The organism is Clostridium sp. 1001283B150210_160208_E6, assembly GCF_015669365.1.
Lineage (GTDB): Bacteria > Bacillota > Clostridia > Clostridiales > Clostridiaceae > Clostridium > Clostridium paraputrificum.
In genome coordinates, this window is the sequence record NZ_JADPAA010000009.1 from 20,948 (window position 1) to 39,013 (window position 18,066).

15 protein-coding genes are annotated in these 18,066 nt (G+C 32.9%); all 15 read left to right on the top strand.

Annotated elements, in window-relative coordinates; translation table 11 throughout:
* The first annotated feature begins 25 nt into the window (after positions 1-25).
* The 15 genes from ptb (at position 26) to I4V16_RS10760 (ending at position 18,055) form a co-directional block, all read left to right on the top strand.
* Positions 26-934, top strand: coding sequence for a phosphate butyryltransferase (gene ptb, locus I4V16_RS10690; protein ID WP_049180512.1), 909 nt, complete (start codon positions 26-28; stop codon positions 932-934).
* Between the two features lie 25 nt (positions 935-959).
* Positions 960-2,027: a butyrate kinase gene (gene buk / locus I4V16_RS10695; RefSeq protein ID WP_111937934.1), complete on the top strand. Its 1,068-nt coding sequence runs from the start codon at positions 960-962 to the stop codon at positions 2,025-2,027.
* Positions 2,028-2,224: 197 nt separating this feature from the next.
* Entirely contained in the window at positions 2,225-3,055 is an 831-nt protein-coding gene (locus I4V16_RS10700; protein ID WP_049180516.1) for an AIM24 family protein, read from the top strand.
* Positions 3,056-3,143: 88 nt separating this feature from the next.
* Positions 3,144-3,449: a YerC/YecD family TrpR-related protein gene (locus tag I4V16_RS10705; RefSeq protein WP_049180518.1), complete on the top strand. Its 306-nt coding sequence runs from the start codon at positions 3,144-3,146 to the stop codon at positions 3,447-3,449.
* Positions 3,450-3,532: 83 nt separating this feature from the next.
* Positions 3,533-4,882 (top strand): phosphoglucosamine mutase, encoded by a 1,350-nt coding sequence (gene glmM, locus I4V16_RS10710; RefSeq protein ID WP_099329694.1) that lies wholly within the window; start codon positions 3,533-3,535, stop codon positions 4,880-4,882.
* A gap of 708 nt (positions 4,883-5,590) precedes the next feature.
* Entirely contained in the window at positions 5,591-6,091 is a 501-nt protein-coding gene (gene ilvN, locus I4V16_RS10715; RefSeq protein WP_049180521.1) for an acetolactate synthase small subunit, read from the top strand.
* A gap of 34 nt (positions 6,092-6,125) precedes the next feature.
* Positions 6,126-7,721 carry a citramalate synthase gene (gene cimA, locus I4V16_RS10720; protein ID WP_195542053.1) on the top strand — a complete coding sequence of 532 codons (1,596 nt, stop codon included), beginning with the start codon at positions 6,126-6,128 and terminating at the stop codon, positions 7,719-7,721.
* A 16-nt stretch (positions 7,722-7,737) separates the two neighbouring features.
* Entirely contained in the window at positions 7,738-8,997 is a 1,260-nt protein-coding gene (gene leuC, locus I4V16_RS10725) for a 3-isopropylmalate dehydratase large subunit (protein ID WP_049180584.1), read from the top strand.
* A 13-nt stretch (positions 8,998-9,010) separates the two neighbouring features.
* Positions 9,011-9,502 carry a 3-isopropylmalate dehydratase small subunit gene (gene leuD, locus I4V16_RS10730; RefSeq protein ID WP_049180525.1) on the top strand — a complete coding sequence of 164 codons (492 nt, stop codon included), beginning with the start codon at positions 9,011-9,013 and terminating at the stop codon, positions 9,500-9,502.
* Positions 9,503-9,517: 15 nt separating this feature from the next.
* Positions 9,518-10,600: a 3-isopropylmalate dehydrogenase gene (gene leuB, locus I4V16_RS10735; RefSeq protein WP_195618970.1), complete on the top strand. Its 1,083-nt coding sequence runs from the start codon at positions 9,518-9,520 to the stop codon at positions 10,598-10,600.
* 3 nt (positions 10,601-10,603) lie between these two features.
* Positions 10,604-12,262 carry a dihydroxy-acid dehydratase gene (ilvD, locus tag I4V16_RS10740; RefSeq protein ID WP_195542055.1) on the top strand — a complete coding sequence of 553 codons (1,659 nt, stop codon included), beginning with the start codon at positions 10,604-10,606 and terminating at the stop codon, positions 12,260-12,262.
* A gap of 26 nt (positions 12,263-12,288) precedes the next feature.
* Positions 12,289-13,962, top strand: a complete 1,674-nt coding sequence (gene ilvB / locus I4V16_RS10745) for a biosynthetic-type acetolactate synthase large subunit (RefSeq protein ID WP_195542056.1) — start codon at positions 12,289-12,291, stop codon at positions 13,960-13,962.
* Positions 13,963-13,981: 19 nt separating this feature from the next.
* Complete coding sequence (gene ilvC, locus I4V16_RS10750) at positions 13,982-14,983, top strand: ketol-acid reductoisomerase (RefSeq protein WP_195542057.1); 1,002 nt, start codon at positions 13,982-13,984, stop codon at positions 14,981-14,983.
* Between the two features lie 340 nt (positions 14,984-15,323).
* Positions 15,324-15,803: a MarR family transcriptional regulator gene (locus I4V16_RS10755; protein ID WP_049180533.1), complete on the top strand. Its 480-nt coding sequence runs from the start codon at positions 15,324-15,326 to the stop codon at positions 15,801-15,803.
* Positions 15,804-15,823: 20 nt separating this feature from the next.
* Positions 15,824-18,055, top strand: coding sequence for an ABC transporter ATP-binding protein (locus I4V16_RS10760; protein ID WP_195573188.1), 2,232 nt, complete (start codon positions 15,824-15,826; stop codon positions 18,053-18,055).
* Positions 18,056-18,066: the final 11 nt, after the last annotated feature.

An 18,066-nucleotide genomic window follows, 5' to 3' on the forward strand; every position in this document is an offset into this window, starting at 1 on the left:
ATAAAAAGTATAAGAGGTGCATAAAATGAGTAAGAATTTTGATGATTTATTGTCAAGGGTAAAAGAGTGTAAAAGAAAAAAGGTTTCTGTTGCAGTAGCGCAAGATGAACCAGTATTAGAAGCTATTAAAGCTGCTAAGGAACAAGGAATCGCTGATGCGATTTTAGTAGGAGATAAAAATAAGATTAAAGAAATAGCTGATTCAATAGGCATGGATATAACTCAATTTGAAGTTATTCATGAACCAGATGTAAAAAAAGCTGCATTATTTGCAATCCAATTAGTATCTAGTGGTAGAGCTGATATGGTAATGAAGGGATTAGTAGATACAGCTACTTTTTTAAGAAGTGTCTTAAATAAAGAAGTTGGATTAAGAACAGGAAAGGTAATGTCTCATGTATCAGTATTTGAAATTGAAGGATTTGATAGGTTAATATTCTTAACAGATGCTGCATTTAATACTTATCCTGATTTAAAGGCTAAGGTACAAATAGTACAAAACTCTGTAAGTGTTGCACATGCATGTGGAATAGAATGTCCAAAGGTAGCTCCAGTTTGTGCGGTTGAAGTGGTAAATCCAGATATGCCAGCTACAATAGATGCTTCATTATTATCAAAGATGAACGATAGAGGACAAATAAAGGGATGTGTAGTAGATGGACCATTAGCTTTAGATAATGCATTATCAGAAGAAGCTGCTCATCATAAAGGAATAACAGGACCAGTTGCAGGAAAAGCTGATGTTATAATGCTTCCTAATATAGAAACTGCAAATGTAATGTATAAAACTTTAACTTATACATCTAAGAGCAGAAATGGTGGGATACTTGTTGGTACTTCAGCACCAGTTATATTAACTTCAAGAGCAGATAGCTTTGAAACAAAGGTTAACTCAATAGCTTTAGCAGCTGTTGTAGCTGAATCTATTAAATAATCAAGAGATTAATGGAGGTTATGGTATGTCATATAAATTATTAATTATAAATCCAGGATCAACTTCAACTAAAATTGGAGTGTATGAAGATGAAAAGGAATTATTTGAAGAAACTCTTAGACACTCAACAGAAGAAATAGCAAAATATGATAGCATATATGCGCAAAGAGGGTTTAGAAAAGAAGTTATTTTAAATGTTTTAAAAGAGAAGAACTTTGATATAAAGACTTTACATGCAGTAGTAGGTAGAGGGGGAATGCTTAAGCCAATTCCAGGGGGAACTTATGCTGTAACTGAAGAATTATTAGAAGACTTAAAAGTTGGAGTTCAAGGACAACATGCTTCCAACTTAGGTGGAATATTATCTAATGAAATAGCAAAAGAAATAGGGGTACCAGCGTTTATAGTTGATCCAGTTGTTGTTGATGAATTAGAAGATATAGCAAGATATTCAGGTATTCCAGAACTACCAAGAAAGTCAAAATTCCATGCTTTAAATCAAAAAGCTGTAGCAAAGAGATATGGAAAAGAAAGTGGAAAAGGATATGAAAATCTGAATCTTATAGTTGTACACATGGGTGGAGGAGTTTCTGTTGGGGCTCATAACCATGGTAGAGTTGTAGATGTAAATAATGCATTAGATGGAGAAGGAGCGTTTTCTCCAGAAAGAGCAGGTACAGTACCAGCTGGGGATTTAGTTAAACTTTGTTTTAGTGGTAAGTATACTGAAAAAGAAGTTTATAGCAAGTTAGTTGGTAATGGTGGATTAAATGCATATGCTAACACTAACGATATGAGAGATGTATTAAAAATGATAGATGAAGGTAGTGAAGAAGCAAAGGAGTTATTTAGTGCGTTTATTTACCAAGTTGGAAAAGATATTGGAGCTATGGCAACTGTTTTAGAAGGTAAGGTTGATCAAATAGTTTTAACAGGAGGAATAGCATATTCTCCAGTAGTTACTGAAGCTATAAAGAAAAGAGCTGGATGGATAGCTGGAATAACAATTTATCCAGGTGAAGATGAATTGCTTGCTTTAGCACAAGGAGCTATAAGAGTTCTTAGTGGAGAAGAAGAGGCGAAGACTTACTAAAATAAATTATTGATTAGAGAAGAAGCTTGTTTTAAACGAGCTTCTTTTTGTTTTGAAAAACTTAAAAACTTAAGAAGTTAAAAACTTAAGAACTTAAGAAGTTAAGAAGTTATAGTAAAAATGCGGTACTGAATGGATTTTTACTATAATAAATAAAATTGTGATAAAATTAAGATAAAAAATATTGAGGTGAGTTTATGAGAACGTCTATGAACATTCAAAACAAATTAACTATGTTATCAGAAATGACAAATGATTCGAAGTTTCAGGTTTTAGAATTTGATTGTTTAGAGGGAGCGACAGATGTCGGAACAGCTCTTGGACTACAAATAATGAATGACAGTGGAATAAAGCTAAGACAAGTTAGAATTATTCTTGAGGATAGCTCAGTAAAGCTTGAATCAGGAGCATTAAGCTATATGAAAGGTGAAATAGAAGTAAAAACTAAAACTGGTGGAGTGGTTGGCTTAGGAAAGAAATTTTTAAATAGTAAGTTAACAGGTGAAACAATGTTTAAACCAACCTATGAAGGAACAGGTGAAATATTTTTAGAGCCGTCATTTGGACATTTTGCCTTAATAGAATTAGAGGATGAAGAAATTATAGTTGATGATGGATTATTTTATGCTTGCGAAGAAGATGTTGAAGTTGGGGCAGCCATGCAAAAAAGTGTTTCCTCAATGTTATTCGGAAATGAAGGTATATATCAAACAAGTATTTCTGGAAGTGGAATAGTTGTGTTAGAGATTCCTGTACCGGAGTCAGAAATTTTTAAATGTAAATTATTTAATGATACCTTAAAGGTAGATGGTAACTTCGCTGTATTAAGAACTAGTAATGTTAAGTTTACTGTAGAAAAATCATCTTCTTTAATAGGAAGCGTTACTAATGGTGAAGGCTTATTGAATGTATATAGTGGCACAGGAGAGGTATGGTTATTACCAACAATGAGTATTTATCAAGACTTAAGGTTAGAAGGATTAAACGCTTTATCGAATCCAGAGGGAAGTAGAAATACAGAAGTGTAAAATAAACCCTGCTTTAACTATATGAAGTTGTGAATTGTGAAAGCTTAGAGTATAATTAACTAGTATATTATTCTAAGGAGTGAATAAAATGAGTGAAATAAACTCAAAGATAAAAAGTAAAGAGATGGATTTGTTTTTTGAAGCTATACTCAAACTTGAAAATTTAGAAGAGTGTTATAATTTTTTTGAAGATGTTGCAACTATAAATGAAGTAAAATCCTTAGCACAAAGAATGCATGTGGCTAAGCTATTAAATGAAAAAAAGACATATACAGAGATAGTTGAAATAACAGGAGCAAGTACTGCCACTATAAGTAGAGTAAATAGATGTTTAAATTATGGTAGTGATGGCTATAGCTTATTACTTGAAAGAATAGGAAAAGACGAGGAATAGTGTTGCCAAGATTGATGGCAATGATTATACTAAATTATAGAAACTTAAGAAATTAGAGTACTTTTAATGAAAAGAGGTAAATTATGAGTAGAATGTTTGGAACAGACGGAGTGAGAGGTATTGCAAATACTGAATTAGATGCAAGGCTAGCTTATAATTTAGGAAGAGCTGGTGCATATGTTTTAACTGAGGGTGCACATAAACCAAAGATATTAGTAGGTAAAGATACAAGAATATCAGGGGATATGTTAGAAGCAGCTTTAGTTGCAGGAATACTATCAGTAGGAGCAGAAGCAGTTGTTTTAGGCGTAGTACCAACACCGGCAGTAGCACATTTAACTAGAGAATATGGAGCAGACGCAGGGGTAATGATTTCAGCATCACATAATCCTGTTGAATATAATGGAATAAAGTTTTTTGATGATAAGGGATATAAGTTATCTGATGAATTAGAAGATGAAATTCAAAGAGTTATTGAAAGTGATTTTGAAGGTGTTCCAAGTCCAGTGGGAACACAACTAGGAAGAGAAGTAATAGAAGTTGGAGCATTAGATGATTATATAGAATTTGCAAAAAATACTATACCTTTTAATTTAAATGGGTTAAAGGTTGCTTTAGATTGTGCAAATGGAGCATCATATATGTCATCAGTTAGAGCATTTAGGGAATTAGGTGCGGATGTATATGTAATAAATGATAATCCTGATGGTACAAACATTAATGAAAAATGTGGTTCTACACATCCAGAAGAACTAATGGAATATGTAGTTAAAAAGGGGTGTGATATAGGATTTGCGTTTGATGGAGATGCAGATAGATGTTTAGCAGTAGATGAAAAAGGAAATTTAATAAATGGAGATTTCATTCTTGCTATATGTGGAAAACATTTAAAGGAAATTAATAGATTAAAAGACAATACTTTAGTAGTTACAGTAATGAGTAATTTAGGATTAGATATTGCATGTAATGAATTAGGAATGAATACATTAAAAACTAAGGTCGGAGACAGATATGTATTAGAAGAAATGATTAAAGGAAAATATGTTTTAGGTGGAGAACAATCTGGACATATTATATTCTTAGATTACAATACAACTGGAGATGGACTAGTTACAGCTCTTCAAATAGCATCAATAGTTAAGAAAGAAGGAAAGACATTAAGTGAACTTTGCTCAATAATGAAAGAGCTTCCTCAAGTGTTAGCTAATGCAACTGTACCTAATAATAAGAAGAATGTTTATTTAAAAGATAAAGAAATACAAGACGAAATAAATAGAATAGAAGAGTTATTACATGGAAAAGGAAGAGTTTTAATAAGACCTTCAGGAACAGAACCTTTAGTAAGGGTAATGTTAGAGGGAGAAAATCAAACTGAAATTGATGAATTAGCACATAATTTAGCTAATATGATTGAAGAAAAGAGCAACAAATAAAAACTAAATAAGTAGAAAGTTCAAAAGACTGCTTATTATAAAACCGTACTTCGTGATTCAAATGAAGTATGGTTTTTTATTTATTTAGAAATGTAAAGTAGCTAAAGGCTATGATCACATAATTAATTTATGAATTTTAAAAATAAATTTATCTAAATGGTAATAAAACAGTTGTTACGATAATATTATAATAAAAAATGCACATATATATTTAATTATAAGATAAATAAGTGTGTGATTAATTGATGAATTGTCAAAAAACAATTGATAATATCTAAAGAAATCTTAAAAGATAAAATAAGAATAGGATTTCAATAACAAATTTACAAAAGTGTATTTGAATTATTGACAATACATGGGTGTAATAGTAAAATTTTATAAACAAAACATTTATTGAAATTAGTTTTAATTGCAATGAAGGAGACGTTTATTTAAGTTTGAAAGTTTCAGAGAGTCGATGGTGGGTGCGAATCGACACTTTATTTTAAATAATTATCACTCCAGAGCAGAATCCAGAAAGTTCTTTTAGAATGAGTAAGCGATATCCGGTGTGCATCCGTTATATGCAAGGGTTTGTTGGAACCTAGTGATATTATATTTCAGGCGGATTTTTATCCCACCTCTTATGGTTTATATCATTAAGGGTGGGTATTTTTATACCTTTTATCTAGTATTATTGGGGATATATTTTAATAAGGAGGGGGCTATATGGAACAAAGGCATGTGTTATCTGTTTTGGTACAAAACTCATCTGGAGTTTTAAGTAGAGTTTCTGGATTATTTTCGAGAAGGGGCTATAACATAGATAGCTTAACAGTAGGAAGAACAGAAGATGAAAAAATCTCAAGGATGACTATAGCGATAGTTGGGGACAATGACACTTTAGAACAAGTAAAAAAACAGCTAGATAAACTTGAGGATGTAATTAAGGTAATTGATTTAAAAAACGGAAATTCTGTGTATAGAGAACTGGTTTTAATTAAGGTTAAAGCTGATGCCGAAAAGAGAGCAGCAATTAATGAAATAGTTACTATCTTTAGAAGTAAGATTATTGATGTGTCAGTAGATACTCTAACTATAGAATTGACAGGGGACGAGAGTAAGATATCAGCGTTAATAAAACTTATGGAAGAGTATGGTATACAAGAGCTGGTAAGGACAGGGGTAACAGCTCTAGAAAGAGGGGATAAAACCATAAGAAGTCATTAATTAGCAATAAACAATGAATAAGGGGGCATTATATATGGGGCAGAGAAGGATTGATATATTTGATTCCACTTTGAGAGATGGGGCTCAGGGACAAGGAATATCTTTCTCTCTAGAGGATAAGATTAAGATTGTTAGGGTTCTGGATGATTTAGGGGTTACCTATATTGAAGCTGGAAATCCAGGATCTAATCCTAAAGATATGGAGTTTTTTAAGAGATTAAAGGGCGAAATGCTTAAAAACTCCAAAATAGTAGCTTTTGGTTCCACTAGGAGGCCTAACACTGAGGTTAGTGAAGATAATAATATAAAGAACTTATTGTTAGCAGAAACTTCAGTTGTTACAGTATTCGGAAAATCATGGGACTTCCAAGTGAAAGAAATATTAAAAACTTCTCTAGATGAGAATTTAAATATGATTGGGGATACAATTAAATATCTGGCTAGTAAAAATAAAGAAGTAATATTTGATGCAGAACATTTTTTTGATGGATATAAGCAAAATAAAGAGTATGCAATTTCAACAGTAAAAGTAGCTGCTGAATCGGGGGCGAAATCAGTAGTTTTATGCGATACAAATGGGGGGACTTTACCAGATGAAATAAAAAATATTACTGAAGAAGTAGTAAATATAATAGGGGGCAACGTAGGTATACATTGTCACGATGATATGGGGATGGCGGTAGCTAATTCAATCGTGGCAACACAAGTTGGGGCTAATCAAATTCAAGGAACTTTCATTGGAATAGGTGAAAGATGTGGTAATGCAAATCTAAGTACAATCATCCCAACATTAAAGTTGAAAATGGGTTATAACGTGATTGATGATAATAACCTTTCTAAACTAACAATCGTTGCTAGATTCATAGCTGAAATTTCAAATATAACATTACAAGATGAAGCACCTTATGTAGGAGGATCAGCCTTTGCTCATAAGGGAGGAATGCATATAGATGCTGTTTGTAAGACACCTAAGTCTTATGAACATATTAAACCAGAGTTAGTAGGAAATAAGAGAAGATTTTTGATATCTGAAGTTAGTGGTAAAAGTACTGTATATTCAGAAGTTCAAAAGATATTTCCTAATATAGTTAAAGATAGTGAAGAAGTTAAGAAGATTACAAATAAATTGAAGGAATTAGAATATGAGGGATATCAATTTGAAGGTGCTGAAGGTACTGTAGAGCTGGTAATGAGAAAAATTATAGGAAAATATAAACCCTTCTTTAAGTTAAATTACTTTAAGGTTTTTTCAGAACAACCTTCTTGGGATAAAGAATTTAGTTCTTCTGTAATGATAAATATAACAGTTGATGGAAAAGAAGAAATGAATGCAGCTATAGGTGATGGACCTGTAAATGCATTAGACAAAGCTTTAAGAAAAGCATTAGATGTATTCTATCCACAATTACAAGATGTAAGGCTTGTTGACTATAAAGTAAGGGTTTTAGATTCTGAAAGCGCTACAGGTGCAAAAGTAAGAGTATTAATAGAGTCTACTGATGGGGTAGAAAATTGGAGTACAGTTGGGGTATCAAGGGATGTAATTCAAGCAAGTTGGATAGCCTTGGTGGATTCTATTGAATATAAGCTTATAAAAGATATTGAAAGAAAAGCAAAAGCATATTTTTAAGGGGGATGATTTACAAATGGGAATGACAATGACACAAAAAATATTAGCTGCACATGCAGGATTAGATAGTGTAAAGGCAGGACAATTAATTGAAGCGAAACTTGATTTAGTATTAGGTAATGATATTACAACACCAGTTGCAGTAACAGAATTTAAGAAATTTGGTGTTGATAATGTATTTAGTAAAAGTCAAATAGCTATTGTTCCAGATCACTTTACCCCAAATAAGGATATAAAGGCTGCAGAACAAGTTAAATATATAAGAGAATTTGCTAAAGAAAAAGAAATTGAAAACTTTTTTGAAGTTGGTGAAATGGGGATAGAACATTGTTTGATTCCTGAAAAGGGACTAGCTGTAGCAGGAGATGTGGTAATTGGTGCAGATTCTCATACTTGTACTTATGGTGCATTGGGAGCATTTTCAACAGGAATTGGCTCTACAGATATGGCAGCTGGAATGGCTACAGGACAATGTTGGTTTAAGGTTCCATCAGCAATTAAATTTGTGTTGAAGAATAAACCAGCTAAATGGGTAAGTGGGAAGGATATTATCTTACATATCATTGGAATGATAGGTGTAGATGGTGCTTTATATAAATCCATGGAATTTGTAGGGGATGGATTAAAATATCTTTCTATGGATGATAGATTTACAATGGCTAATATGGCTATTGAAGCAGGTGGAAAAAACGGAATTTTCCCTGTAGATGAAAAAACAGAGGAATATTTAAATGAACATGCTTCAAGAGAATGGAATAAGTATGAAGCTGATAGTGATGCAGAATATGATGAGGTTTATGAAATTGATTTAAGTACTTTAAGACCAACAGTTTCCTTCCCTCACTTACCAGATAACACAAGAACTATAGATAATGTAGGGGATGTAGATATAGATCAAGTAGTTATAGGGTCTTGTACAAATGGTAGAATGTCAGATTTAAGAGTAGCAAGAGACATAATGAAAGGTAAGAAAGTTAAGAAGGGAATAAGATGTATAGTGTTCCCAGGAACTCAAAAAATATATCTTCAAGCATTAGAAGAAGGAATTATAAAAGATTTAGTAGAAGCAGGAGCTGTAGTTTCAACTCCAACATGTGGTCCGTGCTTAGGTGGTCATATGGGAATCCTAGCAGCTGGTGAAAGAGCTGTTTCAACAACTAATAGAAACTTTGTAGGAAGAATGGGTCATGTAGAATCAGAAGTTTACCTAGCAAGTCCAGCTGTGGCAGCTGCATCTGCATTAACAGGAAAAATTACAGATCCAGAGTTAGTATAAGGGGGAGTTTGAAATGAAAGTAACAGGAAAAGTTTTTAAGTATGGCGATAATGTAGATACAGATGTAATAATTCCAGCGAGATATTTAAATACTTCAGTGCATAAAGAACTTGCTGCACACTGCATGGAAGATATAGATAAAGATTTTGTTAATAAGGTTGAAGAGGGAGACTTTATTGTTGCAAATAAAAATTTTGGTTGTGGGTCTTCAAGAGAACACGCTCCTATAGCTATAAAGGCAGCAGGGGTTAGCTGTGTAATTGCTTCAACTTTTGCAAGAATATTCTACAGAAATGCCATTAATATAGGATTACCTATTTTGGAATGTGATGAGGCTGTTAAGGCGATAGATAATGGAGATAAACTAGAAGTTGACTTCTCTACAGGAGTAATTAAAAACCTAACTAAGAATGAGGAATATAAGGGAGAACCATTCCCTAAGTTTATGCAAAATATAATAGATAATGACGGATTAATTGGATATATAAGAAATAAAAATAAGTAAATTGGGGGGAGAAAAATGAAATATCATATAGCAGTTATACCTGGAGATGGTATTGGACCAGAGGTTGTAGAATCAACTGTTAAAGTTTTAAATGCAGTAGGAGAAAAGTTTGGTCATAGATTTGATTATGAATATTTATTGGCAGGGGGATGTGCAATAGATAAAACAGGCAATCCTTTACCTCAAGAAACAATAGATGCATGTAAGAAAAGTGATGCTGTATTACTTGGGGCGGTAGGAGGTCCAAAGTGGGATGATCCAATGGCTAAAGTAAGGCCTGAACAAGCTTTATTAGGTTTAAGAGGAGGACTTGGACTTTATTGTAACTTAAGACCAGCATTGTTATATGCACCACTTAAAGACGCATCACCATTAAAGGAAAGCATAATAGGTGATGGTATAGATGTACTTGTGGTAAGAGAATTAACTGGTGGCATTTATTTTGGAGATAGGGGACAAACTACTGTAGATGGAATTGCAGCAGCTTATGATACTGAAAGATATAACGAGGAAGAAGTTAGAAGAATTGCTAAGATAGCTTTTGATTCAGCAATGAAGAGAAAGAAGAAGGTTACTTCTGTAGATAAGGCAAATATCCTTGAAAGTTCAAGATTATGGAGAAGAGTTGTAGAAGAAGTAGCTAAGGATTATCCAGAAGTAGAATTAAATCATTTATATATTGATAATGCAGCAATGCAAATGGTAAGAGATCCAAAACAATTTGATGTAATAGTTACTTCAAATATGTTTGGAGATATATTATCAGATGAAGCAAGTATGGTAACAGGATCTATTGGTATGCTTCCATCAGCATCATTAGGAGAAAATAATTTTGGTATGTACGAACCAATACATGGAAGTGCACCTGATATTGCGGGAAAAGGAATTGCAAACCCTCTTGCTACAATACTTTCAGGAAGTATGATGCTTAAGCATACATTTAAGTTAGATGATGAAGCTGCATTAATAGAGAAGGCTGTTCTAAGAGTTTTAGAAGAAGGATATAGAACAGGGGACATAATGAGTGAAGGAATGAAGCTTGTTGGTACTGAAGAAATGACAAAGCTAGTTTTAAGTGAGATAGAAAAGGGGATGTAAAATATGAGAAGTGACGTTGTAAAAAAAGGTCCTCAAAGGGCTCCGCACAGGTCACTATTCAAAGCGGCAGGTCTTACTGAAGAAGAATTAGAGAGACCTCTAATAGGAGTAGTAACCTCACAAAATGATATTATTCCAGGGCATGTGCATTTAGATCAAATTGTTGAAGGTGTAAAAAAAGGAGTACTTATGTCAGGGGGAACTCCACTAGTATTTCCAACTATAGGAGTTTGCGATGGAATTGCTATGGGACATGAAGGAATGAAGTATTCTTTAGTAACTAGGGAACTTATTGCAGACACAATTGAGTGTATGGTTAAAGCTCATGGATTCGATGCATTAGTGTTAATACCTAATTGTGATAAGATTGTTCCAGGTATGATGATGGCAGCGTTAAGATTAAATATTCCAGCTGTAATTGTTAGTGGAGGCCCAATGTTACCAGGAAAGTTTAAAGATACAGATGTTTCCTTAACTACTGTATTTGAAGCTGTAGGAGCATATGAAAATGGAACAATGCTTGAAGGAGATTTAAAGGAGCTAGAAGATAATGCATGCCCAACTTGCGGTTCGTGTTCAGGAATGTTCACAGCAAATTCAATGAATTGCTTAGCAGAAGTATTAGGATTAGCTTTACCTGGAAATGGTACAATACCTGCTGTTTATTCAGAAAGAATTAGATTAGCAAAGCAAGCTGGTATGGCAGTAATGAACCTTTTAGAAAAAGATATAAAACCAAGAGATATAGTAACTGAAAAAGCTATTGAAAATGCGTTGGCTTGCGATATGGCACTTGGTTGTTCGTCAAACTCTGTATTGCATCTAACTGCTATAGCAAATGAAGCAAAATTACCAATAAATCTTGATATTATAAATGAGGTTTCCAGTAGAACACCTAACCTTTGTCATCTTGCACCAGCGTCACAAACACATATTATAGATCTTTATTATGCAGGCGGAATTGGGGCGGTTTTAAATGAGTTATCTAAAAAGAATCTTATTCATTTAGATTGCATTACTGCTACAGGTAAGATTCAAGGTGAAAACATAAAAGGCAAAAAGGTTAAGGATTATTCAATTGTTAGACCAATAGAAGAGCCATATAGTGAAACAGGTGGTATTGCTATTTTAAGGGGGAACCTTGCTAAAGATGGAGCAGTTGTAAAAAGATCAGCAGTTGCACCAGAAATGTTAAAGCATAAAGGAGCAGCAAGAGTGTATGACTCAGAAGAAGAAGCAATAGAAGCTATTATGGGAAAACAGATTAAAGCTGGAGATGTTATTGTTATTAGATATGAGGGACCAAAGGGTGGTCCAGGTATGAGAGAAATGCTTTCACCAACATCAGCAATTGCTGGAATGGGACTAGATAAGGAAGTTGCTTTAATAACAGATGGAAGATTTAGTGGAGCAACTAAAGGAGCCTCAATTGGACATGTATCACCTGAGGCAGCTGAAGGTGGGGTAATAGCTTTAGTTGAAGAAGGAGATATTATATCAATTGATATAAATGCAGGAAAACTAGAACTAGAGGTTTCTGATGAAGAATTGGAAGGAAGAAGAAAAAGGTTAAAGCCAGTAGAACCAAAGGTTACTGAAGGATATTTAGCAAGATATGCAAAGTTAGTAAGTTCTGCAAGTACAGGAGCTGTATTTAAATAAAAAAATTATGGTAAGGAGGGGGCGGGATGATTTTAACAGGGTCAGATATAGTTGTTCAATCACTTATAGATGAGGGTGTAGATATTGTATTTGGTTATCCAGGTGGACAAGTTATTAATCTGTATGATTCGTTATATAAGTACCAAGACAAAATACGTCATATTTTAACTTGTCATGAGCAGGGGGCTGCTCATGCTGCAGATGGATATGCAAGAGCTACTGGAAAGGTGGGAGTATGTATTGCAACCTCTGGACCAGGTGCAACAAACTTGGTAACAGGTATAGCCACAGCTTATATGGATTCTATCCCTATGGTAGCGATAACCGGGAATGTTCCTATGAGTTTATTAGGTAAAGATAGCTTTCAAGAGGTGGATATAACAGGAATAACAATGCCTATTACTAAACACAATTATATAGTTAAGGATATAAATGATCTTCAAGAAGTTATAAAGAAAGCATTTTATATTGCTAAAGAGGGAAGACCGGGACCTGTTTTAATTGATATTCCAAAGAATATTCAAGTAGAAAAAGTAGAATACAAAAAGTTGGAACCATTAGAAGTAGCAAGAAAAGAAGAGTTAATTTATGAAGATAAAGTTAGTGAAGCTATTGAATTAATTAATAATTCTAAGAAGCCATTTATATATGTAGGAGGAGGTGCTATTACTTCAGATGCTAGTGGAGATGTTGTTGAGCTAGCAGAAAGAATTAACTCACCTATATGTAATTCTTTAATGGGGATTGGAGTTATTCCTAAGGAACATCCGTTATTAACTGGAATGATAGGGATGCATGGAACAAAAGCTTCAAATATAAGTGCTACAAAGTGTGATTTATTTATTGCTTTAGGAGCAAGATTTTCTGATAGAGTAATATCTAATCCGGAAAATTTAAGCAATGCAAAAATTCTTCATATAGATGTAGATCCAGCAGAAATAAATAAAAATATAAAGGTTGATTTGTCAGTAGTTGGTGACTTGAAGCTAGTGCTTCAAAAAATTTTACCACATATAAATGAAAAGAAGAATAAAGAGTGGATAGAGCATGTTGAGTACTTAAAAACATTAAATGCTTATAAGAAGGAAGAAGAGGAGAAGTTAACTCCAGAGCATTTTTTTGAAGTGTTAAATAAATTGAATCAAGGAAACTTGATTATATCTACAGAAGTAGGACAACATCAAATGTGGACAGCTCAATATTTTAAATTTAATGCTCCTAGAAGGTTGATAACTTCTGGAGGGCTTGGAACTATGGGGTTTGGGCTGGGAGCCTCAATTGGTGCGCAACTTGGTAAACCAGATTGTAAAGTTATTAATATTGCTGGTGATGGTAGCTTCATGATGAATTGTAATGAGTTAGCAACAGCAGTTAAAAATAATTTACCAATAGTTGTAGTAATTATGAATAACAATGTTTTAGGTATGGTAAGACAATGGCAAACATTATTCTTTGATGGAAGATATTCAAATACTACATTAGATAGAAAGACAGATTTAGTTAAGCTAGCAGAAGCTTTTGGTGCAGAAGGATATAGAGTTACTGAAAAGGATGAGCTAGAGGGAGTTTTACAAAAGGCTTTAAAGTCAAAGGGACCTGTAGTTATAGATTACGTAATAGATAATGATAAAAAGGTATTTCCTATGGTTGCACCAGGTGCACCAATTAATCAAATAATAAGTGAAGAAGATATTCAATAAATATTAGGAGGAATAGAAAATGGTAAAAATGTATTATGAAAAAGACACAAACCTAGATTATTTAAAAGGAAAGAAGGTTGCTATAATTGGTTATGGAAGCCAAGGACATGCTCATGCATTAAACTTACATGATAGTGGAGTAGATGTTATAGTTGGTTTATATGAAGGAAGTAAGTCTTGGAAGGTAGCTGAAAATGATGGATTACAAGTTGCTACAGTACCAGAAGCTGTTAAGGCTGCTGATATAGTAATGATGCTTATCCCAGATGAAAAACAAGCTGCTATATATAAAGAACAAGTTGCTCCATATTTAGAAGCAGGAAATGCTTTAGCCTTTGCTCATGGATTTAATATAAATTTTGGTCAAATAGTTGCACCTAAGGGTGTTGATGTATTTATGGTTGCTCCAAAGGGACCAGGACATATGGTTAGAAGAACATATACAGAAGGATCAGGAGTACCATGTTTAGTAGCTGTACATCAAGATCCAAGTGGGAATGCTAAGGATATAGCTTTAGCATATTCAAATGCAATTGGTGGCGCTAGATCAGGAGTACTTGAAACTACATTTAAAGATGAAACTGAAACAGATTTGTTTGGTGAACAAGCAGTTCTTTGTGGAGGTGTAACAGCCTTAATTAAAGCTGGATTTGAAACTCTAGTAGAAGCTGGATATGCTCCAGAAAATGCTTATTTTGAATGTATGCATGAAATGAAATTAATAGTAGATTTAATGTATCAAGGTGGTATGGCAACAATGAGATATTCTATCTCTGATACTGCTGAATATGGTGATTACATGATAGGTGATAGAATAATCACTGAAGATACTAAGAAGGAAATGAAGAAGGTTCTTACTGAAATTCAAGATGGAACTTTCGCAAGAAACTGGCTAATGGAAAACCAAGTTGGAAGACCAAACTTCAATGCTAAGAGAAGAATGGAAGCAGAACATCCAATAGAAAAGGTTGGATCTGAATTAAGAGAAATGATGACTTGGATTAATAAGAAGCTAGATTAATAACTACTTTAAAAAACGCTAAAATCCCACTAATACCCACTGAATTGTGTAACAGCAACTCTCCCCAGGATATTAGTGGGATTATTTATATTAACATTTTCTTAGACTATATCAATTTTTGTTGATATAGTCTTTTAATATTTAACGAAAAAGTTAATAATGTAAATACTTTTGCTTTTTTGTTGAGAATCAAGAAATATAATATATGGTATTGTTTACAAAGGTTAGTCGGCTAAGAATTATTTTATGAAGAAATTATTAAATAACGCACAAAATATTGAAGAATAAAATATTATGCATTATTATAATAGTTAGTCGACTAATTAAAGGAGGGTTAATTATGGACAAAAACATAGATGATGAAGAATCTTTGAGGTATGTTTTTTCTCAAGTTATGCGACTTCATTTTATAAGAACCCATTCATTACTTGAAGAAACTGGTTTGTATCCAGGACAGCCTCCATTATTATTTTCTTTAAATAAGAAGAATGGTCAAAGTCAGAGAGAATTATCAGAAAATCTTAATGTTAAGGCATCTACAATGGCTGTAATGATTAAGAGAATGGAGAAAACTGGCTTAATAAAAAGAGAACAAGATGAGAAAGATCAAAGAATCTCAAGAATTTTTATCACAGATGCAGGAAGAGAAATTTGTGAGAAATTAAAAACTGTACATGATCAGATAGAAGAAGAGGCTTTTAGAAATTTTACGTTTGAAGAAAAACTACTACTTCGAAGATTAATGATGCAATTAAGAGAAAATTTAGAGGAAGCTTGTGGAAAAGATAAAAATATAAATTTTTGTAATCATCATAAGTAGACAGAGAGAGGAGAAAGGATATGCTAAAGCTTTTAAAGTATTTAAAGAAATCAATTGTACCAATTTTAGTAATAGTTCTATTCTTAATAGGGCAAGCAGTATGTGATTTATCCTTACCAGATTATACTTCTAAGGTAGTTAATGTTGGTATACAACAAGGAGGAGTTGAAAATCCTGTTCCAGATGTAATAAGAGCTAGTGAAATGGATAAGCTTATGCTTTTGATGGAAGAAAGTGATAAGAATACAGTATTAAGTAATTATAATTATTTAGATAAAGCGTCTCTTTCAGATAAGGATTTAACAGGAGATGAACCTATATACGAACTTAATACAAAAGATAAGACAATTATAGAAGAGTTAAGTAGTATTTTTGGTAAGCCTATGCTAGTAGTAAAAGGTTTTGAAAATGATAGTGAAGAAACTAAAAAGATAAAGGAAGAAATGTTAGCTAATTTACCACCACAAATGATTCAAAATGGTGATGTGGATATGTTTGAAGTATTCTCGTTAATGCCAAAGGAAAATTTGTCAGAAGTGAGAAAAACCATTGATGAAAAGTTTAGTGCTATGCCAGATAGCATAATAACACAAAGTGCTATTTCTTATGTAAGAGGAGAATATGAAAACTTAGGAATTAATACAGATAAGCTTCAAACGAACTATATGTTTTTAGCTGGAGCTAAGATGTTAGGTATTGCGTTATTAAGTGCAATAGCAACTATAGTTGTTGGATTTTTAGGAGCTAGGGTTGCAGCTACTTTAGGTAGAAATTTAAGAAGTAAAGTATTTAATAAGGTAATGTCATTTTCTAATACAGAGATGGACAAATTCTCTACAGCGTCATTAATTACACGTAGTACAAACGATATTCAACAAGTTCAAATGTTAATGGTAATGATGTTAAGAGTAGTTATTTATTCACCTATTATAGCAATAGGAGGAATAATAAAGGTAACTAAGACTAATACATCAATGACTTGGATTATAGCAGTAGCAGTAATAGCAATACTTTCATTAGTAATGATCTTATTTATTGTTGTAATGCCTAAGTTTAAGGTTGTTCAAAAATTAGTAGATAGAGTTAACTTAGTAACACGTGAAATATTAACTGGTATACCTGTTATACGTGCATTTAGTACTCAAAAATATGAAGAAAAAAGATTTGATAAAGCAAACTTAGATTTAACTAAGACAAATATATTTGTAAATAGAGTAATGGCTTGTATGATGCCAGCTATGATGCTTGTTATGAATGGTATTAGCGTTCTTATAATGTGGAATGGTGCACATGGAGTAGATTCAGGAGCAATGCAAGTTGGAGATATGATGGCATTTATTCAATATACAATGCAAATAATAATGTCATTCTTAATGATATCTGCAATATCAATAATGCTTCCAAGAGCAGCTGTTTGTGTACAACGTGTTGATGAAGTAATATCTACAGATTTAATAATAGAAGATAAAGAACAAACAGAAAACTTTAAAGAAGATAAAAAGGGGTATATTGAATTTAATAATGTATCATTCAAATATCCAAATGCTGAAGAAGATGTTTTAAGTGATATTTCTTTTGTTGCAAAACCAGGAGAAACGACAGCATTTATTGGTAGTACAGGTAGTGGTAAGTCAACACTAATTAATTTAATACCACGTTTTTATGATGTTACAGAAGGTAGTATTAAGGTTGATGGTGTAGATGTTAGAAATGTATCTCAACATGATTTAAGAGAGAAGATAGGATATGTTCCTCAAAAGGGAATATTATTCTCTGGAACAATAGATTCAAATTTAAGATATGGTAGAGAAGAAGCTACTGATGTAGAAATAGTAAGGGCTGCTGAGATAGCACAGGCAATAGATTTTATTTCTTCAAAACCTGAAAGATTTGAAACTGAAATTTCTCAAGGCGGTACAAATGTATCAGGTGGACAAAAACAAAGACTTTCTATTGCAAGAGCAATAGCTAAGAATCCAGAAATTTATATATTTGATGATAGTTTCTCTGCTTTAGACTTTAAGACTGATTCAGCATTACGTAAGGCGCTTAAGCAAGAAACAAGTGATAGTACAGTATTAATAGTTGCGCAAAGAATTAGTACTATTTTACATGCAGATCAAATTATTGTTTTAGATGAAGGAAAAGTAGTTGGAAAAGGAACTCATAATGAGCTTCTAAAGAACTGTGAAGTTTATAAGCAAATAGCTTTATCACAACTTTCAAAGGAGGAGCTAGAAAATGAGCAATAATAAAAGTGGCG